Here is a 26,122-nt window from a genome sequence, read left to right on the forward strand (position 1 = left end):
GCTGATTGATAATGAAACAAATTTAAAAATCAGCCGTAAAACTGAACAATTTAAAGTATACGGAATAAAAGTTAATTCACACTTAAGCGTTACAGAGGCAGGACAAAAATAGCAAAAATTGCATTATTTTTCTGTGAGTTGTTGCTCAAGTGCAGCACGCAATAGATCAAGTTCCCTGATTTTTTTAATGTCATTCCAGAGCAGCGCAGCTTCAGTATAGCCTTGGGTTAGCATGCCCAGCCATTGCTTATAGCGTCCCACCAGCCCCTGTTCGGTTTTGCTGGCAGCCTCTAGAAAATACAGTTGTAATTGTACCAGTTGAGGCCAGCTAAATTGTCGAGTATCGTCCCTATGGCGCACGCGGTTAACCAGATCAGGCCGGGTGACTGCACCGCGCCCCAGCATTAAATCCGCGCAACCGGAAATCTCCAGACAGCGCTCGGCATGTTCCAGCGTCCAGATTTCACCATTGGCAATGACAGGTATTTTAATGGCCTGCTGAATGGCAGGAAGTTTTTCCCAATAAGCAGGCGGCTTATAGCCATCAGACTTGGTGCGGGCATGTACGGTGAGCCAGCTTGCCCCAGCACTCTCAATAGCCATAGCATTATCCAGTGTATGGTTTTCATCTAGATAACCCAGTCGCATTTTGGCCGACACTGGAATATGTGCAGGTACGGCATCGCGCACGGCTTTCACCAGTGAATGAATGACTTCTGGCTCATCCAGCAGCACCGCACCACCGCGATGACGATTCACAGTTTTGGCGGGGCAACCAAAATTCAGGTCTATCGCAGGTGCCCCCAGCTCAGCCACGCGTGCGGCATTTTGCGCCAGACGGTTGGCATCATTACCCAGAAACTGAACATGCACGGGCGTGCCACTTTTGGTTTTACCGCCATTGTGCAGCTCTGGGCAAAAGTTATAAAACACATGCTCGGGCAACAGGCTGTCGGTGACACGGATAAATTCGGTCACGCACCAGTCGTAATGACCCACCGAGGTGAGCAAGTCCCGCATCAACGGATCAGTTAAGCCTTCCATTGGCGCCAGAACCAGTTTCATAAATATGCTCAGATTTAGAGAAGGGAATAGGATAAAAGTCAGGCGCTTTATAGCGGATTTTTGGGGTGTTGGCGAGGATTAATATACTTTTATAATGCATAAAAATTTAAAATTACATAATATTTATAGATCGAAATCAAAAAGAAGAAGTCATGAATAAGTATTACCCTCCAGTATTTAATGAGACCCAGTTCCACTGTATACATTGCGGTGTATTTTCTAAACAGGTTTGGAGTGATATATACTTTCGAACAATACACAGTTTTGTTATTTCGCCTATTAGGACGTGTGTTTGCGTCCACTGTAATGAATATAGTTATTGGTATGAACAGAAAATGATTATTCCTGCTGAGGCACCTGTAGCACCAGCACACATAGATATGCCAGAAAGTATTTTGCGTGAATATAATGAAGCACGTTCCATTTTTGTAAAATCACCTAGAGCAACAGCAGCTTTATTACGGCTAGCAATTCAAAAGTTAATGATAGAGTTAGGAGAACAGGGAGAAAATATTAATAATGATATTAAATCTTTGGTGTCTAAAGGATTACCAGCTCAAGTTCAGCAAGCATTTGATTATTGTCGCGTAGTGGGAAATAATGCAGTTCATCCAGGAGAAATTAATTTAAATGACACACCTGAAATGGCTCAACATCTCTTTGAGATGATTAATTTTATTATTGAAGACCGGATTACGCGGCCAAAACAAATAGCAGCGCTTTATGACAAGTTACCGGAAGGAGCACGTAAGGCAATTGAAAAACGCGACAGCTAGATACTGATAAAAACCTTAAAACGCCACAATCTTTTGATCACTTGGTTTGTTTTTATCTTCTCTAAGTTGTTCCTTACGTAGCGCATTTAACAGTGGCATTAAATAATGCACATTCAGGCCTTTTTGCGCGCGGGTGCAGGCCACATACAGCAAGCGTAATTCTTCCACGCTCACCTGCGGCTCATCCTTGTGAATCTTAAAGTTATAATCATCTTCAATCTGCACATGATGCCATTCCAGTCCCTTGGCCTTATGCGCCGTAGAAATCACATAATCAGCTTCGTTAATCGGGCTGATCTTGGCCAGCGCACGCTTTAACGGTTCGGTGCCATGTTCATCCACCAGCCGTACCAGCGGCTTGATGTCACTGCCATCATTGGTTTCACAGTATTCATGCACTTCATGCCACGAGCTAAACCACGACAGTTCCGGCACATCAAACACCTTACGGCCCTGCTTGAGCGCGCTGGCTGCATCGACAAAACGGGCAATCCGGTCATGATCAGCCTGTAGTGCCACCTTATTGCCCTGTACCAGACCGGACAGTAATAATTCCATGGCGCGTGCATTGGTACGGCATAAAATGGCATCCCGCTTTTTGGGAAACGGCTGCGTGTCTACCACAGATTTCAAATCATCACGGCCATGTAGCGGCACGTCTTCGCCCAGTTTGCGCAAAAACACATTTGCCAATTCGGCAATCGATTCACCAAAGCGAAAGGATTGTGTCAGACGGGAAGACGGCAATGGCAACTGCTGCATGGCATTCACTGCACCACGCCACGCATAAATCTGCTGGTGGGCATCACCCACATAAATTACCTGTGCGTTTTGCTTGAGCAAAATACCCAGCATTAGCGGGTCGGCATCCTGTGCTTCATCAAACAAAATATAATCGCTATGAATCACCGGGCTGGACAGTGCCCAGCGTTTTAAATAAATATCGTGGCCAATCCCGGCATTGTGACGCGGGTCAATGGATTCCAGCCAGCGCCGCTCCACAAACGGATACAGGTGCTGTTGCAGGGCAGTGGCATCGTCCTCATGCATCCATTCCGGCATCATCACATGACGCGGCGCCGGATACTGGGCATTGGTGGAGCAAAACTGGCTAACCGCATTACTAATCAAATTGGCTTGCCGACTGGCCGTTAAGGTAAAGTTTTCATAGCTGCCACTCAGCAGGCGGCGAATAGTGACAGGTTCAAGCTGGTATTCACGGGCCAGAATGCTGGGGCTTAAACGTGGCAAGCGCAGTTTGTCGGTAATGCCACGATCCACATGCCGAAAGGCCAGCGAGTGAAAGGTACGGCAGTCCACACCGCGATGAAATTTTTGCCGCGCCTGATCGGCAATGCCCTTGTTAAAGGCCAGATACAGCCCGCGACGCTGTGGCATGGCATCGCTAATTAGTTTTAAGGTGGTGGTTTTCCCTGTTCCCGCGTAGGCCATAATCTTGAAGGATTCCCCCAAACGGGCATGGTCAATGGCGGTACTTTGTTCACGCGTGGCAAGCACTTCCTGACCGGCGGGGGGTTGTGATTGGGTCACAGGATTCCTTAACTTAACAAGATTCAACAGCAAGACAGAAACATACTGACAGGACAGTGCAATAGCACCACCAGCGCAATATGACGCCAGATGCCTGTCGTAAAGAAAAATGAATGATCCTTATGCTACCTGAAAACGGCTGTCATGGCAAAAAAGTAGCCGTTCTGGCTGATGGGAAAATGCCTAAGATGAGCGCATTGGCCGGGCTTTTCTTGATTTTCTGAAGCAGAATTGTTTTACTTTTCTAAAGGTTGTATTGCTTAGGCTGATTTACTTATTTTCAGGTATTTGTACTAACTATTTTTTTAAATTGTCTGGTAGGGCATTGCCTATGTTATACAGCTCATTTTAATATGGCCGAAATACCCTGTTAACATGATTTTAATGTTTAAGAGCATGTACTAAAGTAATCCTTATAACAACATGAACTTGTCGAGAGATAGCCATGGAAAATTTTGCCCAAACGCCACAGCTCAATATGCTGGAGCTGGATGCCAAAGCCCGTTATAGATATTTTATCCAGAAAATTATTGCCAAACGTGAAGTGTGGGGCCTGTATCACGATGGATGGGCCATGTCGGGCACTGTGGGTGGCAAAATGGCCTTGCCCCTGTGGCCGGACGCCAAATACGCACGGCTGTGCAATACCCGTAACTGGGCCAAACACCAGGTACAGGCCATGAGCCTGAAAACCTTTGTAGAGGAATTGATTCCCTTGCTCATTGAAAAACAGTGCATGGCTTCGGTGTTTTTAACCCCGGACTGGAACAGTGTACTGGTAGAACCTGAGCGTTTGCTGGCAGATATTAAAAGTTATGTGTATGCCTGCTTTCAGGAAGAAAAAAATCATTTGCCTGAGCAAGTATCCGCAAGTCAGGCTAAACAGGACTTGCCTGCAATGGCCAGTACGTCTATTCAGTAATTATTAATGTAAAATCCTGTAGAAAAATAAAACCCTCCGTATGGGGAGGGTTTTACCTGATCTTATGCCTGCTTCAGCGTCTTAACCTAGAATCATACCACCATCCTTACGGGTAACCACGACAGTGGCAGAGCGTGGACGACTGGTGGTATTGGCTGCATTGGTTTGTGTGGCTGGCCAATGGCTACCAAAGCTGGCCGGGTTATTGTAGTCCGGTTTGCTGTCTTCACCCGGATGCTGCACATTCAGGAAAATGGCCTTGCAGTCCGGAGTCATGGCAATTCCGGTAATTTCACATTCCTTGGGGCCAACCAGAAAACGCTTTAAGCTGTTTTCACTGGCATTTTTGCCTTTAATGGTGGTTTGCTGGCCAGAGGTATTGCTCAGGGCTTGCGCGCTGGCTGCTCCCCCATCACCCACCTGACCTGGCAGCGCAGCCAGCATCATGCAGTTGGTGACGTCAGTATACTGGCCGTCATCGGTTTGAATCCACAACACGCCACGGTTATCAAACCACATGCCATCCGGGCTGGAGAAGTCATTGGCATCAGTCAGGCCAGACAGGTTAATGTTGCTGGCTGCATCTGCCTGCGCACCAAACAGGTAAATATCCCAAGTAAAGGTAGTGCCATCATGGCGATTGTTGGCTTCCTTAAAGCGGATAATATGACCGTTATTGTTACCAGTTGAGGTTTTGCCATCTTTGGCATCATTATACTGACGCGGGTTCATGGCATCAACCGGATACTTGCTACCACGGTCACTGTTATTGGTCAGCGTGACATACACTTCGCCATTTTTCGGGTTCACGGCACACCATTCCGGGCGATCCATCTTGGTAGCACCTACCACATCGCCGGCTAAACGGGTATGGACCAATACATCTGCCTGACTGGCAAACGCATAGACGGTGTTGTTACTGGTTAGGCCATTTTTGCCATAACTTAGCTCAATCCATTGACCCTTACCATCGTCGCTAAACTTGGCAACATACAGTGTGCCTTCGTTCAGGTATTTGTCACCTGCCGCATAGCCACCGTTAATGTCTGCATTACTCCACGGTGCCTTGGATACGAACTTGTAAATGTATTCGCCTCTGGAGTCATCACCCATATAGAAGGTTAGGGGCTGTCCTTCAACGGCTGGGCTAACCCGGCAGTCTTCGTGGGCAAAACGACCAAGCGCGGTACGTTTGCGCGGTGCAGCGGTAGAAAACGGATCAATTTCTACAATCCAGCCAAAGGTATTAGGGCCATTGCGATAATCCTGCTCGGCACTGTCAGCCGTCACAGATGCATTCCAGCGGTCAAACAAATCCTGCTGGCTGCTGCCGGTAACCGTTTCCCACTGATAACGTGAACCGGAGCCTTGTTTTAAGCCGTAGCGATTGAGCGCTATAATTTCTTTAGCAGTGCGCTTGAGGTCATCGGCTGCGTTACGGGCAAAATAACCGATGTAGTTTTCTTCACAGGTTAAATAGGTGCCCCAGGGGGTATAACCGTTACCACAGTTGTTATGGGTGCCACGGGTTTTATTGCCATTACTGGAAAACCGGGTTTTAACCAGCTCAGCGCCTTTTACCGGGCCGCCAAATTCCATTTCAGTGGTAGCAGTAATACGGCGGTTAAATACCGAATCCTTAACCATACTCACCTGACTGGTTTTTTCGTCCTTCTTGACTTCAACCACAGACACGCCATGTGCGTTGAATTCCTTGATTACTTCATCTTCAACGGTGCGCTTGCCAGTCACCACAGTGGCCCCTGTGGGATGCAGGTAATTAGGGTTGATATATTCATGGTTTAGCACCAGTAAACCGCGTGCAGACTGGTTGCTATCCCACTTATTGTTGCTACCAACGCCAAAGAAATGCATACCATCATGGCAATCGCCAGAACGCATGGTATAAGACGCGCCACTTTCACGGCTACTGTCCTGCCAGGCGGAAATTTGGGAACTTAACGGATCACCCAGCGCATACAATACCGTGGCTTCATAACCTTCTGGCACGGTAATCAGGTCATTCTTGTTTTTATCAACTGCTTTAAAGCTTAATGTTTCCGGGCGTTGTGGCGTTTCCGGTTTTGGTGTCGTGGTTGGTGGCGTTGTAGCGCTATTATTGTCGTTGTCATCGCTGCCACAGCCCACCAGAGAAGCCGCCATAAACACAGCAGCAGCGCCACTGGTGGTTTTTAAAACCTGACGGCGGCTCAGCTGATTATTCATTAAACGGCTGTTTAAAATACTTTCAAAATGAGGATTGTCTGAGGTATTGCAATCAATTTCGCGTTCTTCGGTATAGGGGCTTAGCTGAGTCATTGTCAGTCCTGGCAAATCGCAAGTCAAAAAAAAGGAACGCCTGCATATTGCAGGCTGTTGATGACAGAAACTTGACAGGCAGTTGACCAGTTGATGACAGTTTAAATAAGTACTCCAAATGCATAAAAACAATCACTTAAGCAATGCATAAAGCACAAGGCCTGAGCTGGCAAAATTTAGGAATGAGTGCGCTGCTTTTCTAGAAAACGGCCAAAGAACAAACCAGTTTCAAATAAAATCCACATGGGAATTGCCAGCATGGCCATACTTAAGGCATCGGGCGGTGTAATAAACATCGACACAAAAAAACAGCCCACAATAATATAGCGTCGCTTGGCCACCAGCGTTTCTACCGACACGATTCCCGCCAGAATCAAGAGCAAGGTCGCTACCGGCACTTCAAAGGTGAGGCCAAATACCAAAAATAGCTTGAGGCAAAAACCCAGATAACTGTTGATGTCTGTCATGGGTGCCACGGTTTCAGGCGCCGCATGAATAAAAAAGGTCAGCACCGCAGGCAGGGTAATAAAGTACGCAAAAGCAATTCCCACATAAAATAGCACAATACTGGACAGCAATAGCGGAATAGCAATTCGTTTTTCCCGGCTATATAGCCCCGGTGCCACAAACTGCCAGATCTGGTGCAGGATATACGGCATGGCAATCATGAGCGCAATAAAGAAATTCAGCTTGAATGGCGCCATGAAGGTTGCAGTCACATCAGTGGCAATCATGGTGGCATTGGCAGGAAGCTGGGCACGCAAAGGCCGTGATAATCCCTCATAAAGCCGATTGGCAAACGGCAGCATGACAAAAAATAGCACCAGAACAATACCCAGAATTCGCATGAGCCGGGTACGCAGTTCCATCAAATGCGAGGTTAATGGCATTTGTGCGAACTGTTCCTGTTCGTCTTGTTGTGATCCCACTGGTTCTGGGGGCGTGCTGAGTAAATTCATAAGGCCGCCTCGGTATTATTTAATGCAGAACTGGATAGATGATCAGGCTCAGGCGCACCCGACCGGGTATCAGCATGTTGAGACATTTCTTGTGAGTGAGCATTGGATTGGGAGCTGGCCGATAACTGATGCGGTTGCAGCAAAGCCAGCCTGAGCAAGTGTCCAGTGGTATAAGGCACGCCCATTACTGTGATGAAAGACAGCGTAATGGGCAAATAAACACTGGCTATTGCTGGCACAGCAGAGGATTGAGAAGTCTGGTTAAGCTCAGCCAGTTCGTCTGACATCTGATCAAGCTGGGCCTGCATTTGTGCTTCAATATCTTTAATGCGGGCCAGTTCCTGCTGCATGTGCTCACGCAGCTCTGCCAGTTGCAGTTCTTTTTCAATATCCTGTTGCAGGTTACTCACCAGATGGCGCAAACGCGCATACCAGCGGCCGGCAGTACGTACAGCTGTGGGCAGTTTTTCCGGCCCTAAAATAACCAGCGCAATAATGCCAAACAGCAATAATTCGCTAAAACCAATATTTAGCATACATTAGATTCAGTATAAGTCAGGTTTGTTGTATCCAGCGCGTCAATTAGCAAAGAATAAACTAGCTTTTGTCCTGGGAAACAACATGCTCGGAAGCTTTGCCATTTACAACGCGTTCATCATGTAGACGAGCCGCTTCTGCTTTTCTGGCATCTTCATCCTTTACAGAATCCTTAAAGTCTTTCACTGCACCGCCTAAATCCTTGCCCAGATTTTTAAGTTTGGACGTGCCAAACAGTAAAATTACTACGATGGCAAACAGCACAATATGCCAGATTGATAAACCAGCCATTGCCAGCTCCTTGATATGTTATCGTTCATTGACTTATGACAAAATTAGCACGATTTAATGACAAGAATGTGAATATTTATTAAGGATACGCCCGCTTAAACTGACCTTGTAGCATTCTTTTGCCTAAATTTTTCTGGGTGATCCATGTTGCAGGAATAACCCATGTTTATTATCAATAGTCAGAAATTACGGCTAAAAAAGTAGGGCTAAAACGGGGTGAATTCGATAGCCCTACAGTCGGTTAGAACAGCACTGCTTTAAAACAGGTCATGGCAAATGTTGACTACGAAGAACTACGTGCTGCTTTTTCATCAAGGCCAGACAGCCCCATGCGACGCGCCAGTTCGTCCAGAACGCGTTTGGGTGCCAGGTCAAAATAGCCCAGCATCACAATGCTGTGAAACCACAAATCGGCCGTTTCATAAATCAGCTCATCCTGGTATTCCTGTGCATTCAGGTGAATAGCACAGTCCTTGGCGGCCAGAATGGTTTCTATACTTTCTTCGCCCAGTTTTTCCAGAATCTTGTTTAACCCTTTGCCATACAGGCTTGCCACATACGATTTATCCTCGCTGGCCTGCTTGCGTTGCTGCATCACGCCTGCCAGATGCGCCAGCACATCCACACTTTCGCGCTGAATTAGTTGCTGTTCGGTGGCTATAGCATGGCTGTGTGATGAATCATGCTGCGATTTACTGCCACCATAAATGGCTTGTGGATCTTTTTGCACAGCATCCACCACCTGCCAGCCTTGCGGCGTGAGTACCCGGTAAAAACAGGATTCACGGCCAGTATGACAGGCAATGCCGCCATGCTGGGTGATCTGCAATACGATCACATCGCCATCACAATCCAGGCGGATTTCATGTACTTCCTGATAATGCCCGGATTCTTCGCCCTTATGCCACAGCTTGTTGCGCGAACGGGAAAAATAAACCCCGCGATTGTTATCATGGGTGAGTTGTAGTGCTTCCCGGTTCATCCAGGCGACCATGAGAACACGGCCCGTCTGATGGTCTTGAGCAATTGCCGGAATTAAACCGTTTTGGTCAAATTTTACATCATCTAGCCAGTTATTCATGGAATACTCTTTATAAAATCAAACAGGTGGAGTGGGGATTATAGTGGAATTTACTTCGCTTGTACCTGCCCATGCAATAGGTTCTAATCACACGTAAAATCAGCATAATTTACTTCAATGAACATACGAAAATATTATCTTAAAAAGAAAAAACTGGCTGCTGAAAACAAATTCGGCAGCCAGCCTGAATATCAAATTATTGCAATATTAAGCAATTAAAAATTGGCAAAACGCACACCAAAAGAAGCATAACCATATTTACGGTCTAAGCGTGATGCAGTGACTGAGTTATACAGGAAGGGAATAGTGCCAACAAAGTTATTTTTAAATAGCTGACTGGCCACAAACAGACTGGTGTAATTGTTGAGCTTATAGGACAAGTCCAACCCCAGTGTATGATTGCTCTTAATGGCCGAATTGCCATAAGTGCTTACCCGGTCATCAATATCCTGACGCATCAGGTACTGAAACTGGTAGCCCAGCAGGCTATTGAACTTTTTATAGCTCCAGTTCCATGAGCCACCGATACTGAAAAAACCAGCGTCGTAGCTGAGGTCTTTGTCCATATCCAGCCCGTAGTTAGAGGCTTGATCTGTAAAGCTGGCTTCTTCAAGGGTTGTACCATTATTGGTACAAGGTGCTACTAGTTGGCCATTGAGCTGGTTATTTGAGTTCACCTGAATATTAAAATTGCAGTTACCGCCAATATTAAGATTAGCATTTAAGCTATCAACGTCAACTTTGCTGTACCCAAGGCTGACAAACCCATTGAGCTTATTCTGGCGATCCAGACGGCGGGCAAACAGTAAATCCACTTGCGCCTGAATGTCATTTAGGTCATTGACATTAAGTTTACTAAAACGCTGGTTATTAACAATGGTGGTAGATGTCTTGCTGAGTTCATCAGCTTGGTTGCCCCATAAAGACAGGCGAATGGCAACTTCATCACCAGGTTTAAGCGTGAGCAAAGGCGTATATTGAACTGCAGCCAACCAGCTATCAATCCGGTTTTTATCCTGACCATATTCAATGTTGCGGTTCCAGTAACCTGCCTCGGCAATCCACTGCGGATGAAAGGCATAATTTACAAGCAAATGCCCGCCATTATAGTCCCCGGCATTATCTCCCACCGCGCCTTCACTTTCCCGGATATTAAAAATATCCACGGTGTCATTCACAATATCAAAACTGGCTTCTATTGACAGCGGAGAGGCTGTATTGGCGGGCAAAGGCTGTAGAAACACATCATTGGGGGCAGCAATGACGGCTTGAGTGAACGTCAGCAGACACGCAGTGCCAACGGCATTAAGACAAAAACGTTGAATGGACATAGCAGGATCTACCCATCGTAAATAATATAAAAATAAATGGCGCATCTATAAGCATAACCCAGTGCGCATCAAGCCAAATTCAGAATAAGGCTTGGATCAAAATTTGAAAAATTGGTGCAAACCGATGACCCAAACAAATAGAGTTACCCGAAGGTAACTCTAAAAGTAAATAGTACTAGTCTTGCAGCGTATTATTTAACATTGATTACAGCGTCAACACCCTGACCATTGAGTACAATCGGATTGCTGATAGAGTTGTCAACGTTAATGCTGATACTACGGGCAGCCTTGGCAGCTTCGCCAGTCCCTGTACCTACACGTACAGTAGTGTTCAGGGTTTTACCCAGCGCCACTTTAAGGCTAACCACCTTGCCAGAAGTTGGACGATAGTTGGCAATCTGGGCAGCAGTGGCACCAGAAGCAGAAGCTACTTTGTTCAGGAAAGTATCAATCGGCAGGCTTACAGCACCATTGCTTACTGCCAATGGATCAGCTGCTTTATTGGCTACAGTGGTTCCTGTCACATTTAATGCACCACTTAAACGGAATGAATAGCTTGCATTTAATGGAACGGCTGCAGCAGTTAAAGCGCCATTATTATTAAAAGTCAGCGATACATTATTAACAATCAGGTCTAGCTGATTGGTGCCAATGGTATAGCTTAAGCCAATGCGAGCTTCTGAGAAGTTATCCTGAAATGGCGAACCAACTTTATTCAATTTAACTTGAACATTATTAAGAGGACCATTTACGGATAATTCATTGCCTGAGCTAACAGAACGTTCAATCTCACCAATATTATAAGCTGTGCCACCATTTAAGCTGATGCTATCAAGTTGCAGATAATTTCTATACAGCTCAGCTTGCTGTAGGTCTGCTACCACGGTTGCTGGGATTCTGTTTTCTTCTGGCAAAGAGTTATTGACTGCTACAAGTGCTGTTGCAATACCATTCGGGTTGTTGATGACCGCATTACCCAGAGCACGCAATGCATTAACGTCTACGCCAGGCGCTGTGAGAGCGTCAGCCAGTGGGCGAATCAGGTTGCTGGCTGCAGGTGAAGTAGCCGTTTCCTGAATAGCTGCCAGTTGAGACCCTAATGTTGCCTTGATACTGTCAGCAGTGGCATTTGGAATTGCCACATAAGTGAGTTTATTAACGTCTGCTACTTTGTCAGCAATGGTTGCCGCTGCAACAGCTGCAGTATTTGTAGCTAATTGACGTAATTCATTACCTGTAAACGGCAAGCTGGAAGGATTGGCTTCGGCAGCTTTTTGTACCGCACCAGCTACCGCGCTTTCCGCAAGGGCTGGACTGCTTAAGTCAACAGTACCGGTTGATGTGGTAATGCTGGCAGATAATGCAGCTGCCGCCGCCGCTGCAGCCTGAGCTGCAGTCATAGTACCATTGCTACTGGCGCTTAACTGCAACAGGGTTTTTTGAATCTGGTCAGCAAACTGCTGTACTACCACGGTTTGTTTAAGTAGCGCTGCATTGCCCATTGGATCAGTGGTTAATAAATTGGTGCCGGACAGGCCCAGTTTAGCTGCCAGATCAGAAGCATTACCTCCTGATGCTGCAATCAGCGTGGTCAACGGTGAAGCAATGTTTAATGCACCTGGTACTGCACGTGGCGTTTTCAACACGCCTTCAAATGGCAGTCCAGTACCAATATCGACACCGCCAGTTACGGTTAGCGCAGTTGAAATATTGTTGCAAGCTGCCGGATATGTAAAGCTACCGACCTTGTCAGTTTTAACGGAAGGAGAGTTTGGGCAATTATCAAATGTAACCGTTGCACCATCCAGATAAAAGTCAACGGCTTTACCCTGTGCGACAGGCTGGTTAGAGGGTGGCAAACTATCATTGCTGCTACCACCGCAACCTGCGAGCAAGGCAGTGGCCACTGCAATAGTGAGTGTTGTAAATGTGGTTTTAAAGATAATATTCATTTGCTTATTCTTCCTTTGGCAAAAAATGGAGGGTTATTAAACTGATAATTCAACCATTAATAAAGGTTTTTTCCAGAAAAATAACTGTTGTCGTAGACTTAAAATGAATTTCTTATAGCAAAAAACCAGTGCCTGAGCAATGAAAAAAGGATATTTCTCCTTTATTAGTTCAATCCTTCTTGTAAATATTATTAAATAAACTTAAAACTGCTTCATGCTGGCTGGTGAAAATACAACCATTTTCTCGTTAATGTTGCCTTTTTCAATTAATTCCAGAAATTCATCTCCCAGGCGCTGGCTTTCTGCCACAGGCTGCTGCCAGTACTTTTTACGTTCACTATCGTTAGTGGCAAAACGGGCAAAATCACTACGGTCCGGTAGCCTGCCCAGTGGTAGAGAGGCCAAATATTCAGGAGATGGGGAAAGCAGCACAGTACGCTGATGATTCTGGGCATTTGCCTTGCGCCAGCTTAAACTTTTATCAAACCAGCCGGGAATAATCCTGTCGGTAAAATGTGGATAAAGCACCAGACGTTTGGGTTGATAAGGCAAGTCCAGATGATAGTCCAGTAGCCCACCGTCACGGTAACTGTCTTTAGGCGCCAGTGGGATATCTGTTACCGCACTCATCACGGCAGGAATGGCCGCAGAAGCCATCAGCAAATGCATAGCATTATCGGCATTAAGGGGGAGGTGATGGGTAAAAAATTCCTGATTGTCATTGAGCGGCAGCGGATTGTGCTGTGGATGGGCATACGCAAAACCACGCTGCATGAACAGACGGTTGGCACGTCTGGACAGCATGTTGCTGCCAAATACCCCGGCTAATGCAAGTCCAAGCGGAATGACATGGTCACTGGCAAAAATATGCCGACTTTTTACCACCACAATCACCAGTTGCATCCACGGATGATTGATCAGGTTTTCCATGTTGTCATCAATCAGTTGTTGCAACATCTCGTGGCAGCGTTGGGTGACTTCCGGGACTTTATCTTTTTTGGAAAACTACATGTTGGTGTAAAGCTCGGCCAACCGTTTTGCTCCTTCCTTACCACCGTGTGCAGCAATGGCCGCAAAGCGCCAACTGCCAATAGACGCGCCAAAGCAAGTGCGCTTGCTATTGCCATAAACAGGCGCACGCAACAGAAAATCTGCAAAAATCGCCTGATCCAGTCCACATAGCCCAATACCTTTAGGGCCACCTGCCGCCCCGGGAATAATGTCAATATCCTGTGGCTGTAAACCATTCTGGCGAATATGGGTGAAGGCTTCATGTCCCGCACGAATGGTAAGTGCAGAAGTTTTATGATGGATATACGCAAAAACAGTTTCGGCTAGCAGATGAGCAAGCAGGTATTGTGCAAAAAGCATTGATTAGGCACAACCTTAATTTAAGACTGCTTCTGTTATATTAAACTATTCATTAATTTTAAAATTAACTAAATGATAAATATTAATTTTATGAAATAGAGAGTGAGCAGGTGTACCGGATAAAACCAGTAACCCCAAGTTGTTACTGGAAAAATATTAAAGCTGATTTTTTGTTGTAATAATAGGGTACCCAACGCTGGCGCGATTGCTGCACTCACCAGCAGTAATCCATCTTGCAGATTAAAGTGCGCGTCCGATAACCTGAGCAGCATATCTAGTGTGGGCAGGGACATATTGCATAGCGCACTAAGCAGCATGGCCAACATCACAAAACTCCGGCCATATATCAAACCTGCTAAACACACAGCAGGCAGCAAGGCCCCCAAGGCACCATACATGAGCCACGGGTTAAGCAGGATTGCTATACAGGAGAAGCTGATTGCTGATAACACGCCCGCCCTTGATTGATACTGTAGGCTCAAGCAAATCAGTAAACCCAGCAGCAGGGTCGGTAAAATATTGAGGGTGTCTGCATCAGGCCGCAACAACCGATAGGGCAATTCCGAGATAACCGCAAAAACGCTCAGACGTACCAGATAGGGAAAGTGGTAGAAGACAGGTGTGTTGACAGGCAGACGCCGTATATTGGCAGCCATGGCCAGACAAAATAATGGAAAAGCAAACCGGCCAATAATGATAAAGGCATCCATGCTGGGAAAAATAAAGCGCAAATGATCAATTACCATGCTGAGCATGGCAATCCATTTCACCAGATCCTGAGCCTTAGCGCGTTGTTGCATGCAAAATTCAATCTATAGAAAATCCAATAAAATCTAAACAGGGTTATTAAAGCTTTTATAGCAAAAAGCATGACCATTAAAATACTGGCTGTGATCCCGTTTATCAAAGCTGATTGGCAACTCATCAATGAGCAGCTTATTTTAAAATGGGATAAATGCTCGCAATCAGTAAAATTCCCATACTGATATTAAACCATTTTAGATAGGCTGGGCGGTTCAGGACCTGCTTTAGTAGTACCCCAAACAAAGCCCAGCAGGCAATACAGGGCAGGTTAATGAGGGCAAACACAATCGAAATCCACCACATACTGGCAACCGGATGCAGTGTGCTGCTATAGATAATCATGGCTGATAGCGCCATCATCCAGGCTTTGGGGTTAACCCACTGAAACAGGGCAGCTTGCAAAAAGGTTAGGGGGCGATGGGTTGCCACTTCATGGCTATCTACGGGTTGACTGCGGGCAATCTGAATAGCCAGATACACCAGATAGAGTGCCGAAATGATTTTAAGCACAAGATGCAAGGTTGGGTATTGTTGTAAAACGGCAGCAATGCCAAGCCCAGTGGCCATGCATAGGATAAAAAAACCGGCACAAATGCCCAGCATATGGGGAATCGTTCGCTTAAAGCCAAAATTAACGCCAGAACTCAGCAGCATAATATTATTCGGGCCGGGAGTAATAGAACTAACCAACGCAAATAAGACTAAGCCAGTTAAGGTTTCAAGCGTAAATAGGCTCAACATGATACTCAATCAACAGGGGTAAAAATGAGCCTGTTGAGATTCAGCGAAAAATAGAAATGATATGAATCAGGCAATCAAACGCCATAGCACCACAACACCCGCCAAAATCAGGAGTATCACGGCCACTGGCCAGGGTAATTGGGTAGCCGTTACCAGCAAGGTTAAAAAACCGCTGGCGGCAATCCAGTCACGGCGGCGGGTTTGCTGGATGTCCAGGCGCATTTGCTGTAGCTCACGCCACTGGCGGTCCTGCCATGCCCCTTGCTGGCGCAGGTTATGCAGACTATCAATCAGCAAGGCGGGCAAATCCGTTGCGCCCATCAGCATGTCAGGAATTTGCTGGCCCAGTTCCTTAAGGCTATTCATGGGGTTAACATTTTGCTTGACCCACTCGGTTAAAATCGGCTTGGCCAGTTTCCAGATATCCAGTTGTGGATACAGGTCGCGTCCCAGCCCTTCCACATGCACCAGTGTTTTGAGCAGTAGCATGAGTTGCGGCGGAATTTCCAGATGATGGCGACGGGCAATATCCATCACCTGCACCAAAATACCGGCAAAATCCAGTTGGTCCATGGGCTTGGAAATCATGGGACCGACAGTGCGGCGCATTTCACGTGCCAGGGTATTTTGATCCGTACCTGCCGGAATCCAGCCTGCCTGATGCACAATCTGAATGAGTTGCTCAAAGTTGTTGTTCATCACTGCCAGCAGCAGGCGTGCCACCGTCATCTGGTCGCTTTTGGACAACTCGCCCACAATGGCGCAGTCCAGCGCAATAAAGCGTGGATTTTGCGGGTTGAGCGTTTCAACAAACACGTTACCCGGATGCATGTCAGCGTGGAAAAAGTTGTCGCGAAACACCTGAGTAAAAAAGATGGTTAGGCCTTTTTCGCCCAGCTGTGCACGATCCATGCCCAGCCGTTCAAAGGTTTCAATATCGGAAACCGGCACACCGCTAATGCGCTCGGCCACCATCACATCCTTAGTGGCCGTGTAGACTTCCGGCACATACATCATGCTGGACCCCATAAAATTATGGCGCATCTGCATGGTGTTGGCGGCTTCCAGACTTAAATCCAGCTCATTTAAAATCACCTGTCGATAGTCACTGATCACCTGCACCAGATGCAGGGCACGCGCAGCTTCAAGGCGTGCTTCCAACCAGTGACCCAGCCAGTTGAGGATTTCAAAATCCTTGATAATTTGCGGACGAATGGCCGGGCGGACAATTTTAACAATCACTTCACGGCCATCATGCAAGGCTGCTGTATGCACTTGTGCAATTGAAGCAGCAGCCAGCGGCGCATCATCAAAGCGGGCAAACAGGGTTTCAATCTTGGCATTGAGCGATGTTTCGACCTGCTGCCGGGCAATATCGGTGGCAAATGGCGTGACCCGATCCTGAAGTTGTACCAGTTGAATTAATAGTTCAGGTGGAATTAGGTCGCGGCGGGTAGACAGCAATTGCCCCAGCTTGACAAACAGGGGGCCCATTTCTTCCAGCGCATGTTTCAGGCGCAACGGATCCTTGCTGGCCCGGCTGGTCCATGCCGCCGGGTGTAGCTTGATGAGCTGAACCAGTGGACGTGCCTTGGCCGGAAGTTCTTCCTCCGGGATCAGGGTATCCAGCCGATGATGCGCGGCCAGTCGCCAGAGTTCAAGCAAGCGGGAAAAATGCGGAATCATTGGCTGTCGTCCTAAAGTTTTTACTGTTGCTGCTGTTCTTGCTGTTGCCGGGTTTGCTGCGCTAAGGATAGCGATGCGGCGGATGGTGTAGTGGCCTGTTCAGGCTTTGCTGGCATATCCAGCTTAGCTTGCAATTGTTGATCAACTTTTCGTTGCAGCTGCTGAAGTTTGGCTTGGGCACGTTCAATATCCTGACGCAAATTACGAACATTGTTTTTAAACTGGTCCATTTGCCAGCGGGCTACAAACAACTGGCTGTCTTCTATAATTGCTTCACTGCCATGGCTGGCCACACTGGATGCCATGCGGCTAAACACCTGACGGGTCTGGCTGATGGCATTACCCAGCTGTCCGGCAGGAATTGCACCAATCCACGGACTTAAGCGGCTGGCCAGATCAGGCTGCGCCTGTGCCAGAATATGTTGCAACTGTTGCAACAAACTCATGTCACCTTGCAGCGGAATATTGCCGGTTGCACCTGCCTGAGCACTCATTAATTTGCCTAGTTCAACCAGATTGGCCACATGCAGTGTGGTGGAGGCCTGTTCTGGGGCCCGTAATGGACACTGTACAAGAGCATGCACCGGATCATAGGGCCGTTGTTCAAAAATACTGGTTTTACGCTCGGGCATGCCCAGTGCTGTGGGGTTTAGCCGGACCTTGTCCTGATCAAACCAGACATCTATCGACAGTTGCGGCGAATCAATCACCACGCGCAGCAGTTTACCAGCCAATCCGTTAAGTTGCTGGCGGGTGGCTGCATCAAGGTCAATCCACTGGTTAAACAGGGTTTCTACGGTGCCAAGTGCAAGTACAGCAAGCATGATGATTTCCTTAAAACAAGGTCAGCCTGGGATGCATTGAGGGCATATTAAGGCTTTAAAGAAATGAATGAGCATGATGGTGTCTTAAGGTTCTTAAGGGTTGTTAAGGAGAGGAATTAGCGTGAGCCATGGTACGGCGCAATTCTTCATCACAGGTTGTATTTTTTACCCTTGAGCACCTGCGGCATAAATGCCGCAAGATTTACACTCAGGCTATCCATAGCTATTATTTAAAGCCGCGATGCAGCGCCACAATACCACCAGTCATGTTGTGATAATCGCAGCTCTGGAAGCCTGCATTTTCCATCATTTGCTTTAAGGTGCGCTGGTCAGGGTGCATACGGATGGATTCGGCCAGATAACGATAGCTTTCAGAATCATTGGCTACCAGTTTGCCCATGACTGGCAGTGCGGTAAAAGAATATAGGTCATACAGGCGTGATAATGGCTCAAATACTGGCTTGGAAAATTCCAGAATCAGCAAGCGGCCACCCGGCTTGAGTACCCGATGCATGGCACGCAGCGCAGCGTCTTTGTCGGTCACATTGCGCAGGCCAAAACTAATGGTCACCAGATCAAAGCTTTCATCATTAAACGGTTCAAGCGTTTCGGCATTGGCCAGTACAAAATCCACATTGGTACAGCCTTTGTCAATCAGGCGGTCACGGCCCACATTGAGCATGGATTCATTGATATCAGACAACACTACATGACCCTGTGGCCCCACTTCGCGACTAAAGGCCAGCGCCAGATCGCCTGTACCACCTGCAATGTCCAGCACCTGCTGACCACGGCGTACACCGGACAGATTGATGGCAAAGCGCTTCCACAAGCGATGAATCCCGAATGACATCAAATCATTCATCAGGTCGTATTTGGCTGCAACTGAATGGAACACCTCAGCCACCTTCTGCTGCTTTTCTTCCACATCCACGGTCTTGTAGCCAAAATGGGTAGTTGATCCCAGATTGCGGTGGTCAGCACCCTTGGGCAGGCTTTGCTGCTGACCTTGTGGAGTGCCTTGCGGTAAGGGCTGGCTTAAAAAAGGAGAGTTGGCATTGGCGGCATTAGTGCTGTCTTGCGGGTTTTGCGCCGGTGTATTTTGCGCGGCAGGGTTGTTGTTATTGGGATTATTAAGGTTATTATGGGTGCTATTGTTGCTGTCAGACATGGGTGAAACTCCCTAATAAGCTGGTAAATGCGGTAAAACAAACATAAACAATGCTGCCGATCATGCCAGATTTTAGATTGTGTTGCTGGCCTAAACTGCAAAAAAATACATTAATTTAATGACTAAAGTGAACAGGTTTCATAATTTAAGCAGGGCTCGACATCATCACATTGCCCACTTTAATCATCCGGCGTTGATCATCCAGAGCGCCTGTTGCATGGTAAAGGCTGAGATGGCTACCAGTGATTGCCATGCGTTCAGGCAAATGGATAGGGGTCACCTGCATGAACCTTGGCAATAATTTCACGTTCCTTGGCAGTAAAGGTATTCACAAAATCCTGTGCTGATTGAAGTGGCTTCATGGCTTCAAAGCCTTCTTCCACAAAATCATACATGGGACCCACCTTGTATTTATAGGCCAGTCCTTTTGCCATCTTAAAGGCCGTTTTGACCATGCGCGAGCGTACGTATTTATCCAGACTGATGCCCAGCTCATCCAGCAGTGCCATTTGGCGCAAGCGGGGTTCGCGCTGATCCAGCTTAAGGTAGGCGCGGCGCATGATGTCATCATTGAGGGGCATGGTGGGCGCGTAGGTGTTGAGCAGTTCAACGGCTAGGCCCTGATCCAGCCGGATGGCCAATACAGCCAGTTCTACCCCGGAAAAACCGGTGCGGATGGCGGAGTCCGGAATAATTTTTTCAACCATGCCAGCATTATTGATTAGCCGGGCAATCTGCGAAGCCAGTACATCAAAATCGGGGCCACCATACAGGCGGTTTAAAAAATACTGGGTCATTAAATGGTGTTCTGGCACTGCAAAAAAATCATGGTGAGTTTTTTTCATGCGTTCTTTTTGCCAGGTTTGTACATCATTCAAACGCTTGGCCAGTATCGGGTCCTGATGAAAATCCATTGCATGAAAAACTTCGAGTTGCTGTTGCAGTGCATCAAACTTGGACATAAAAAATCATGACATTAAAATAACCTGGTGGCGAAGCATAACCGATTTTTATAAGCACGGAATCATCCGGACGTGCCAAAATTGTGCATCAAGCCTGTGCAAACTGACAATTTTGGCCAAAAGGCATGGGGTGTCCTTGATAAATACGCTGCAATACCTGCGTTTCACCCGTAATAAACTGCTCAAAAAAAATGTTACTGTGATCAGTACTTCGAATAGCTGCAAATGCATCGACCAGATAATCATACAAAAAGTTGAATTCACGCCGGTAAGCCGTGCGCCGCGCCAGCCGGAAAGCGCTTTGGGTGAAAAAACTATGACCATAATGTTGCAAGGCCTGACTCAATTGCCGCAACAATACCAGTTGCTTTAAGCGGGCATTATATTGTTGCAGTGCCAGCATGGCGTGATGGACGCTGTTATCATCAACGATAGTGATGCCTTGATCGAGCAGATATTGAGCAACTTGTTCATCCAGTTTTAAGGTCAGGTAAGCCAGCCGGAATGCAGAAATAGCAGCGCTAAGCACACCTTCAGGCAAAAAGCGGTCCAGCTTGATTTTTTCTTTTAGTGCTTTTTCCAGTTGCTTTGCTAACTCATTCAAGTCATGCATATTATAGAGGCGATCTAATAAAAAACTGGCAAGACGCTGATATTGAAGCTGACTGAATAAAGGCTGATGCATGCGTTGCATACGCTGCTTTTGCCACTGCTGCACAGCATCTAATTGTTGCGCCAGCACAGGCTGATTATAAAATGCAAGCTGTGTAAATTGTTCAAACTGCTTGGATAAAGTGACAATAGCTGACATAAAACCAGTAAAGAAAACGACATAATGCCAGCATACTCAACTTTTAGCATTTTAATGTAAAAAAAGGATAAAGCCATGCCAGAAAAAACGCCCATGTCGCCCGCTGGTCAAAAACAGGCTGTTCAGAGACGGACAGTACGCAAGCCAGCAATTCATAAGCCAACAGTGGATCATTACAAAGCGCCAGAAAAATTAGACCAGTCGCAATCAACCAGCAGCAAACCGGCTGTACCTGCACTCACGCACATTGAGCCGGATGCATTAAATCTGGCCTTGTTAAAAGCCCAGTTGCAGTTACGCGCCAGTAGTCAGAATGTTAAGCAACCTCAACCCGGCAAAAGCCTGCTGATTCTGGTGGGCGGTATTGAGCTGGCTGGCAAAGGCGAAGCTGTCATCCAGTTACGGGAATGGATGGACCCGCGTTATCTAAAGGTCAAGGCCAGCTTGTCCAAACCTTTGGCCAGTAACCAGCCGTTCTGGCAGGATTATGCAGATGCCATTCCCGCATGCGGGCAAATTGCCGTGCTGTTTGGTAACTGGTATGGCGACCTGCTGTACAGTGGGCTGCATGAAAGCCGTTTTAATATGCGTCAGTTTCAGCAGGCTGTGCTGCAAATGCGTGAGTTTGAGCAGGATCTGGCGGCCAATGGCGTGACTGTAATCAAGTGCTGGTTTGATATTTCATGGAATTGCCTGCAACAGCGCCTAAATAAGCTGGATGCCAGTGCCCGGCAATGGCAGCAACTGCATGGACTGGACTGGCGCGACCAAACCCAGTACCGCAAGATTCAGCGCCTGCGCAAACAGTTTACCGAGGACTGGTTCATTATTCAGGGTGAAAACGCTCAGCAGCGCGATCTGGAGTTTGGCCATTTGGTTTTGGATGGCCTAAATACGAGCCTGAATACGAACCTGCCGTTGCAACAGGCTCAGCCAAATTGGCAACAAGCCAGTATTCCCACCGTGTTATTAAAACCTGCAACCGACAAGCTGGAAAAACAGCAATATAACGTGGAGCTGGCACAACTCCAGCAGCAGGCGGCGCAATTGCTACGCCAGTATATGCGGCATTCATCCGTGGTGATTGTGTTTGAAGGGATGGATGCAGCAGGTAAGGGCGGTGCGATCAAGCGGATAGTCGCGCCCCTGGACCCGCGCGAGTATGAAATTCATAGCATTGCCGCGCCGGATTCTTTCGAAAAACGCCATCCGTACTTATGGCGCTTCTGGACACGCCTGCCTAGACCGGGCGGCATGACTATTTTTGATCGCTCCTGGTATGGCCGCGTGCTGGTTGAACGGATAGAAAGTTTTGCCAGTAACGCTGAGTGGCAGCGCGCTTATGATGAAATCAATCACTTTGAGCAACAGCTCAGTGATCGCGGAATTCTGGTGATTAAATTCTGGTTGGGCATTAGTGAAAAAGAACAGCTCAAGCGCTTTCAGGCCCGTGAGGAGAATCCGCACAAGCAATATAAAATTACTGATGAAGATTGGCGCAACCGCAAAAAATGGCAGCAATATCTGGAAGCCGCAGCCGATATGCTCAGCCGTACCCATACCGAACACGCGCCGTGGCGTATCATTGCCACCAATGATAAAAAAACCGCACGCATTGAAGTATTGCGCCATATGGCAGATCAGCTTGAGGCAAGGTTAAAAACAGTAGGCAAATCACCTCGGAAACCAAGGCCAGCTATTCAGCAGCCTGATCCGGCAAACGCTAGCCAGACATTGATAGCTCATCAGCTGGAAGAATGAAGGAGTTCCCAGCTTAAACCAAAGCGCGCCAGATACTTTTTAACCCGGTCGCTGTCGTTGGTGGTGCTGCGCTGCTCGCGTGATACCGCAAACAGCTGGCGTCCGGCTTCAGCCATGGTTTTGCTGTTTTGGCAAACCTGAATCACGCCAAGCAGTTGAATTTTATCAAATTCATCAATTTGCATAAGTTGTTCGTTGCTTAAGAATTGGGCTAAAAGGGTCGCATCTGTGGATAACTTCTGGTTTTTCCACAATGCATTGTCCCCAAGTGCAGGGTCTGTTACATCAGTTTTCCACAGTTGTTTAAGCCGCTCAATTTCCTGCGTAACATCAGGCAGGCTAATACGGGAGCTATTGGCCAGCGTTGCCATACGGGTGACACTGGCAGTTAAATCCCGGAAATTGCCTTGCCAGATGGCTTGTTCCGATTTTGCAAATTGCAAATAGGCATCCAGTGCGTCGCGGTTAAAGCGTAACTGGCGCTGGTGCAGGTTGGCAAAGCGTTGCAGTTCAAACTGCACATTGGGTGCAATATCCTCGCTACGGTCTTTAAGCGCAGGCAAAAAGAATGTCCAGGTATTTAGGCGCGCCCATAAATCTTCACGAAAACGTCCTGCTTTAACTTCTTGGCGCAAATCGCAATTGGTGCCTGCAATGAGCTGGAAATCGGCCTGAATTTCCTTGTCACTGCCGACGGGAAAAAAGATTTTATCTTCCAATGCCTTGAGCAGCATGGCCTGTTCATCGGCACCGAGTTCGCCAATTTCATCCAAAAACAAAATGCCTCCATCGGCACTTTTCAGTAATCCCTGCCGTGCGCTGGCTGCCCCGGTAAATGCGCCTTTAACATGACCAAACAACGCTGACATTGCACTATCGCCGCGCAGGGTGGCACAATTGACATCGACAAAACGGCCATTTAAATGAAATTTTTCTTTTTTTAGCTGGTAAATCTGCTTGGCCAGATGCGATTTGCCCACGCCCGTGGCACCCATAATTAAAATCGGTGCACTGGAGCGGGTGGCCACCCGTTCTACCTGTTCAATGAGCTGGTTAAAGGCGGCATTGTGTGTGGCAATATTGGCTTTGAGCTGCTGCCAGTTGGCATTTTGCTCATTTTCAAAGCGCTGGTTTAAGGCATCATATTTGGATAAATCCAGATCAATAATGCGGTACTGGCCCTGTGCAGTTTTATATTCATTGGGCGAGCTTTGAATCAGCTTGGCTGGCAAATAACCGGCTTCAATCAGTAAATACCAGCAAATTTGCGCCACATGCGTGCCTGTGGTGATATGCAGCAAATACTCATAGTTTTCAGTATCAAAGTGATAGTTTTTGACAAAGTCATACAGCGCGCCATAAACATCGGCAAAATCCCACGGATCACGCACACTCACCTTGGCGCCAGTCACCTGTGTCTGCGGTGAAAGCTGCGCCATATCCTCGCTTAAAAAATTCACCAGATTGCGGTGCTGGCGATCATGCAGCAGTACAAGTTCATCAATCACTAGGTCATCATGCATGAGCAAACTCATGGTTGGCCGCCAGCGCTGCCAGCGATCATCCTTTTTGCCCTGATCCAGCGTTGCGCCGACAAAGCCAATCACCACGGTTTTTTTGTGCGTCATTCCAGTCTGGTAATAGTGAGGTGTTGGCTGAATTCTAGCGATAAAACCAGCCAATAAACATGCGCAGCCTGCTTTTTATTCAGGCGTAACCACCACGCTGACAAGCATTGCCCCACGCCAGTGATAAACCCGCTAAAATGCCCCCAGTTTTTGCGCTATTTTGCGATGTCTATTTTGGGATGCACTGCCATGACCGATATGCTCACGTTTACCTTTTTGGGAACCTCTTCCGGCGTGCCGACCAAAACCCGCAATGTGTCTGGTCTAGCGCTACAAACGTCTTTAAGCAAAAAATGGTTTCTGATTGACGCTGGCGAAGCCACCCAGCATCGCTTGCAGCATACCGGCCTGTCACCGCACGACATGGCAGTGGTGTGTATTACCCATGCGCATGGCGACCATTGCTATGGCCTGCCGGGCTTGCTGGCCAGTGCCAGCATGGGCAAGCACACCGAGCCCTTAATTCTGATTGCCCCACAACACGTGCTGGACTGGTTTAGTGCCACCGTTAAGCTGACCGACCTGCATTTGTCTTATGAGGTAATTTTGCGTGACAGCCGTAGCCTGCTGGAACAACCAGTTGAATTGATGGACGGGATCTGGGTACAGGCTTATGCGCTGGTACATCGGGTGGAATGTTATGCCTATGCCTTTACCGTACAGCACCATCGTCGCAAGTTAAATACCACGGCGTTGCAACAACTGGGCCTACCTGCTGGACGTGACTGGAAAGCTTTGCAGCATGGGCAGGATGTAGAATTTAACGGACAAATTCTGCATAGCCATGATTTTGTGCAAAACCAGACCACGCAGGTTAAAGCAGTGATTGCTGGCGATAACGCGCAACCCGATGTGCTAACGCAGGCCTGCCAGAATGCCGATGTGCTAGTACATGAAGCCACCTATTTGCAGGCAGTGCTGGACAAGGTTGGGCCGGGGCCAATGCACAGCTCGGCAAAACTGGTGGCGGAATTTGCCGGATTGGTAAGCTTTCCCAATCTGGTGCTCACGCATTTTAGTCCGCGCCATCATGGCGAAGCGGAGCAGGCAAAAATTTTACAGGAAGTGAAAGACCATTATCGCAGCACAGTATTTTTAGCTGACGATTTTAAACGCTATCGCCTGAGTGACACGGGTGTATTGCAAGAAGTTGCCGAATCAGCAGAACAGAAAAAAGCGTAACCAATACCAAGCGCTAAAGATCCGGCGAAAAATCAATATCCAGATGCTTTAACAGTTTGCCCAGCAGGCGAAAAGGCCAGCTAATCACCTGAAATAAAAATTCAAGGGGTAGGTCAATGAGGTCTAGCCAGTCGTGATTGCGCTTCGTATTACTGTTGCGTCGCTGAGTGCGCTGTCGTCGTGAAGTAGCAGGTTTAATCCAGTAAGCCAATATAATGCAAACTGCAAAGGCCAGTAGAAAAATCCAGTTCCAGTCATCACTAAAAAACCGGATGACACAAAAGATGCCTGTAATGAATAAAATTATTGCCAGTAGATAACGGATAAAAACCATAGAAATGATCTCAAATTTATAGGAATCATTGAATTTTTCTTGTGCTTTAACTTGGCAGCTTTT

The 26,122-nt window shown here is 47.3% G+C and carries 22 protein-coding genes and 1 pseudogene; 4 read left to right on the forward strand and 19 right to left on the reverse strand.

Features of this window, described 5'->3' with window-relative positions; translation table 11 throughout:
* Window positions 1-123: 123 nt before the first annotated feature.
* Window positions 124-1,065 carry a tRNA dihydrouridine synthase gene (locus tag E2B99_RS04230; protein ID WP_134243730.1) on the reverse strand — a complete coding sequence of 314 codons (942 nt, stop codon included), beginning with the start codon at window positions 1,063-1,065 and terminating at the stop codon, window positions 124-126.
* Between the two features lie 335 nt (window positions 1,066-1,400).
* Here E2B99_RS04230 and E2B99_RS14710 point away from each other — a divergent pair, with 335 nt between their 5' ends.
* Window positions 1,401-1,841, forward strand: coding sequence for a DUF4145 domain-containing protein (locus E2B99_RS14710; RefSeq protein ID WP_240687727.1), 441 nt, complete (start codon window positions 1,401-1,403; stop codon window positions 1,839-1,841).
* A gap of 15 nt (window positions 1,842-1,856) precedes the next feature.
* Here E2B99_RS14710 and E2B99_RS04240 read toward each other — a convergent pair whose 3' ends face one another.
* Entirely contained in the window at window positions 1,857-3,392 is a 1,536-nt protein-coding gene (locus tag E2B99_RS04240; protein ID WP_240687728.1) for a UvrD-helicase domain-containing protein, read from the reverse strand.
* A 445-nt stretch (window positions 3,393-3,837) separates the two neighbouring features.
* Here E2B99_RS04240 and E2B99_RS04245 point away from each other — a divergent pair, with 445 nt between their 5' ends.
* Complete coding sequence (locus tag E2B99_RS04245) at window positions 3,838-4,314, forward strand: DUF2750 domain-containing protein (RefSeq protein WP_134243732.1); 477 nt, start codon at window positions 3,838-3,840, stop codon at window positions 4,312-4,314.
* A gap of 81 nt (window positions 4,315-4,395) precedes the next feature.
* On the opposite strand, the gene E2B99_RS04250 is transcribed toward E2B99_RS04245, so the two are convergent.
* From E2B99_RS04250 to E2B99_RS04320, 15 genes and pseudogenes are all read right to left on the reverse strand, one after another.
* Window positions 4,396-6,633 carry a PhoX family protein gene (locus E2B99_RS04250; RefSeq protein WP_134243733.1) on the reverse strand — a complete coding sequence of 746 codons (2,238 nt, stop codon included), beginning with the start codon at window positions 6,631-6,633 and terminating at the stop codon, window positions 4,396-4,398.
* A 176-nt stretch (window positions 6,634-6,809) separates the two neighbouring features.
* Window positions 6,810-7,592 carry a twin-arginine translocase subunit TatC gene (tatC, locus tag E2B99_RS04255; protein WP_134243734.1) on the reverse strand — a complete coding sequence of 261 codons (783 nt, stop codon included), beginning with the start codon at window positions 7,590-7,592 and terminating at the stop codon, window positions 6,810-6,812.
* A complete protein-coding gene (gene tatB, locus E2B99_RS04260; protein WP_134243735.1) occupies window positions 7,589-8,128 on the reverse strand; it encodes a Sec-independent protein translocase protein TatB in 540 nt (179 codons plus the stop codon). Before tatB ends, tatC begins: the two co-directional genes overlap by 4 nt.
* Window positions 8,129-8,189: 61 nt before the next feature.
* On the reverse strand, window positions 8,190-8,420 hold the full coding sequence (tatA, locus tag E2B99_RS04265; protein ID WP_026472416.1) for a Sec-independent protein translocase subunit TatA: 231 nt from the start codon (window positions 8,418-8,420) through the stop codon (window positions 8,190-8,192).
* A gap of 283 nt (window positions 8,421-8,703) precedes the next feature.
* Window positions 8,704-9,501 carry a bifunctional phosphoribosyl-AMP cyclohydrolase/phosphoribosyl-ATP diphosphatase HisIE gene (gene hisIE, locus E2B99_RS04270; RefSeq protein WP_134243736.1) on the reverse strand — a complete coding sequence of 266 codons (798 nt, stop codon included), beginning with the start codon at window positions 9,499-9,501 and terminating at the stop codon, window positions 8,704-8,706.
* 215 nt (window positions 9,502-9,716) lie between these two features.
* Complete coding sequence (locus tag E2B99_RS04275) at window positions 9,717-10,832, reverse strand: hypothetical protein (protein WP_240687729.1); 1,116 nt, start codon at window positions 10,830-10,832, stop codon at window positions 9,717-9,719.
* Between the two features lie 191 nt (window positions 10,833-11,023).
* A complete protein-coding gene (locus E2B99_RS04280; RefSeq protein WP_134243737.1) occupies window positions 11,024-12,784 on the reverse strand; it encodes a hypothetical protein in 1,761 nt (586 codons plus the stop codon).
* 201 nt (window positions 12,785-12,985) lie between these two features.
* Window positions 12,986-14,155, reverse strand: a pseudogene (locus tag E2B99_RS04285) (patatin-like phospholipase family protein).
* 68 nt (window positions 14,156-14,223) lie between these two features.
* Window positions 14,224-14,955 carry a TraX family protein gene (locus E2B99_RS04290; RefSeq protein ID WP_134243738.1) on the reverse strand — a complete coding sequence of 244 codons (732 nt, stop codon included), beginning with the start codon at window positions 14,953-14,955 and terminating at the stop codon, window positions 14,224-14,226.
* Between the two features lie 136 nt (window positions 14,956-15,091).
* Window positions 15,092-15,700 carry a LysE family translocator gene (locus E2B99_RS04295; RefSeq protein WP_134243739.1) on the reverse strand — a complete coding sequence of 203 codons (609 nt, stop codon included), beginning with the start codon at window positions 15,698-15,700 and terminating at the stop codon, window positions 15,092-15,094.
* 66 nt (window positions 15,701-15,766) lie between these two features.
* A complete protein-coding gene (locus E2B99_RS04300; protein WP_134243740.1) occupies window positions 15,767-17,386 on the reverse strand; it encodes an ABC1 kinase family protein in 1,620 nt (539 codons plus the stop codon).
* 20 nt (window positions 17,387-17,406) lie between these two features.
* Window positions 17,407-18,210, reverse strand: coding sequence for a ubiquinone biosynthesis accessory factor UbiJ (locus tag E2B99_RS04305; protein WP_240687730.1), 804 nt, complete (start codon window positions 18,208-18,210; stop codon window positions 17,407-17,409).
* A gap of 226 nt (window positions 18,211-18,436) precedes the next feature.
* Window positions 18,437-19,381, reverse strand: coding sequence for a bifunctional demethylmenaquinone methyltransferase/2-methoxy-6-polyprenyl-1,4-benzoquinol methylase UbiE (gene ubiE, locus E2B99_RS04310; protein ID WP_134243741.1), 945 nt, complete (start codon window positions 19,379-19,381; stop codon window positions 18,437-18,439).
* Between the two features lie 257 nt (window positions 19,382-19,638).
* The gene (locus tag E2B99_RS04315; protein ID WP_134243742.1) at window positions 19,639-20,343 is read right to left on the reverse strand and encodes an FFLEELY motif protein; all 705 of its coding nucleotides are present in this window, start codon (window positions 20,341-20,343) and stop codon (window positions 19,639-19,641) included.
* 88 nt (window positions 20,344-20,431) lie between these two features.
* A complete protein-coding gene (locus E2B99_RS04320; protein WP_134243743.1) occupies window positions 20,432-21,154 on the reverse strand; it encodes an FFLEELY motif protein in 723 nt (240 codons plus the stop codon).
* Window positions 21,155-21,229: 75 nt separating this feature from the next.
* Here E2B99_RS04320 and E2B99_RS04325 point away from each other — a divergent pair, with 75 nt between their 5' ends.
* Window positions 21,230-22,915, forward strand: a complete 1,686-nt coding sequence (locus E2B99_RS04325; protein WP_240687731.1) for a phosphate--AMP phosphotransferase — start codon at window positions 21,230-21,232, stop codon at window positions 22,913-22,915.
* Here the strand turns inward: E2B99_RS04325 and rtcR are convergent.
* A complete protein-coding gene (gene rtcR, locus E2B99_RS04330; protein WP_134243744.1) occupies window positions 22,900-24,543 on the reverse strand; it encodes an RNA repair transcriptional activator RtcR in 1,644 nt (547 codons plus the stop codon). The genes E2B99_RS04325 and rtcR overlap by 16 nt on opposite strands.
* Window positions 24,544-24,741: 198 nt before the next feature.
* Between rtcR and E2B99_RS04335 the strand changes: the two genes are divergently transcribed.
* Complete coding sequence (locus E2B99_RS04335) at window positions 24,742-25,725, forward strand: ribonuclease Z (protein ID WP_134243868.1); 984 nt, start codon at window positions 24,742-24,744, stop codon at window positions 25,723-25,725.
* A gap of 13 nt (window positions 25,726-25,738) precedes the next feature.
* Here E2B99_RS04335 and E2B99_RS04340 read toward each other — a convergent pair whose 3' ends face one another.
* Window positions 25,739-26,059, reverse strand: a complete 321-nt coding sequence (locus E2B99_RS04340; protein ID WP_134243745.1) for a hypothetical protein — start codon at window positions 26,057-26,059, stop codon at window positions 25,739-25,741.
* Window positions 26,060-26,122: the final 63 nt, after the last annotated feature.

The organism is Alkanindiges illinoisensis (genome assembly GCF_004377485.1).
GTDB classification, from domain to species: domain Bacteria; phylum Pseudomonadota; class Gammaproteobacteria; order Pseudomonadales; family Moraxellaceae; genus Alkanindiges; species Alkanindiges illinoisensis_A.

Coding starts and splice junctions, on each gene's coding strand:
- E2B99_RS04230 (WP_134243730.1), bottom strand. CDS start 1,065: ATGAAACTGGTTCTGGCGCCAATGGAAGGCTTAACTGATCCGTTGATG.
- E2B99_RS14710 (WP_240687727.1), top strand. CDS start 1,401: ATGATTATTCCTGCTGAGGCACCTGTAGCACCAGCACACATAGATATG.
- E2B99_RS04245 (WP_134243732.1), top strand. CDS start 3,838: ATGGAAAATTTTGCCCAAACGCCACAGCTCAATATGCTGGAGCTGGAT.
- E2B99_RS04250 (WP_134243733.1), bottom strand. CDS start 6,633: ATGACTCAGCTAAGCCCCTATACCGAAGAACGCGAAATTGATTGCAAT.
- tatC (WP_134243734.1), bottom strand. CDS start 7,592: ATGAATTTACTCAGCACGCCCCCAGAACCAGTGGGATCACAACAAGAC.
- tatB (WP_134243735.1), bottom strand. CDS start 8,128: ATGCTAAATATTGGTTTTAGCGAATTATTGCTGTTTGGCATTATTGCG.
- tatA (WP_026472416.1), bottom strand. CDS start 8,420: ATGGCTGGTTTATCAATCTGGCATATTGTGCTGTTTGCCATCGTAGTA.
- hisIE (WP_134243736.1), bottom strand. CDS start 9,501: ATGAATAACTGGCTAGATGATGTAAAATTTGACCAAAACGGTTTAATT.
- E2B99_RS04275 (WP_240687729.1), bottom strand. CDS start 10,832: ATGTCCATTCAACGTTTTTGTCTTAATGCCGTTGGCACTGCGTGTCTG.
- E2B99_RS04280 (WP_134243737.1), bottom strand. CDS start 12,784: ATGAATATTATCTTTAAAACCACATTTACAACACTCACTATTGCAGTG.
- E2B99_RS04290 (WP_134243738.1), bottom strand. CDS start 14,955: ATGCAACAACGCGCTAAGGCTCAGGATCTGGTGAAATGGATTGCCATG.
- E2B99_RS04295 (WP_134243739.1), bottom strand. CDS start 15,700: ATGTTGAGCCTATTTACGCTTGAAACCTTAACTGGCTTAGTCTTATTT.
- E2B99_RS04300 (WP_134243740.1), bottom strand. CDS start 17,386: ATGATTCCGCATTTTTCCCGCTTGCTTGAACTCTGGCGACTGGCCGCG.
- E2B99_RS04305 (WP_240687730.1), bottom strand. CDS start 18,210: ATGCTTGCTGTACTTGCACTTGGCACCGTAGAAACCCTGTTTAACCAG.
- ubiE (WP_134243741.1), bottom strand. CDS start 19,381: ATGTCTGACAGCAACAATAGCACCCATAATAACCTTAATAATCCCAAT.
- E2B99_RS04315 (WP_134243742.1), bottom strand. CDS start 20,343: ATGTCCAAGTTTGATGCACTGCAACAGCAACTCGAAGTTTTTCATGCA.
- E2B99_RS04320 (WP_134243743.1), bottom strand. CDS start 21,154: ATGTCAGCTATTGTCACTTTATCCAAGCAGTTTGAACAATTTACACAG.
- E2B99_RS04325 (WP_240687731.1), top strand. CDS start 21,230: ATGCCAGAAAAAACGCCCATGTCGCCCGCTGGTCAAAAACAGGCTGTT.
- rtcR (WP_134243744.1), bottom strand. CDS start 24,543: ATGACGCACAAAAAAACCGTGGTGATTGGCTTTGTCGGCGCAACGCTG.
- E2B99_RS04335 (WP_134243868.1), top strand. CDS start 24,742: ATGCTCACGTTTACCTTTTTGGGAACCTCTTCCGGCGTGCCGACCAAA.
- E2B99_RS04340 (WP_134243745.1), bottom strand. CDS start 26,059: ATGGTTTTTATCCGTTATCTACTGGCAATAATTTTATTCATTACAGGC.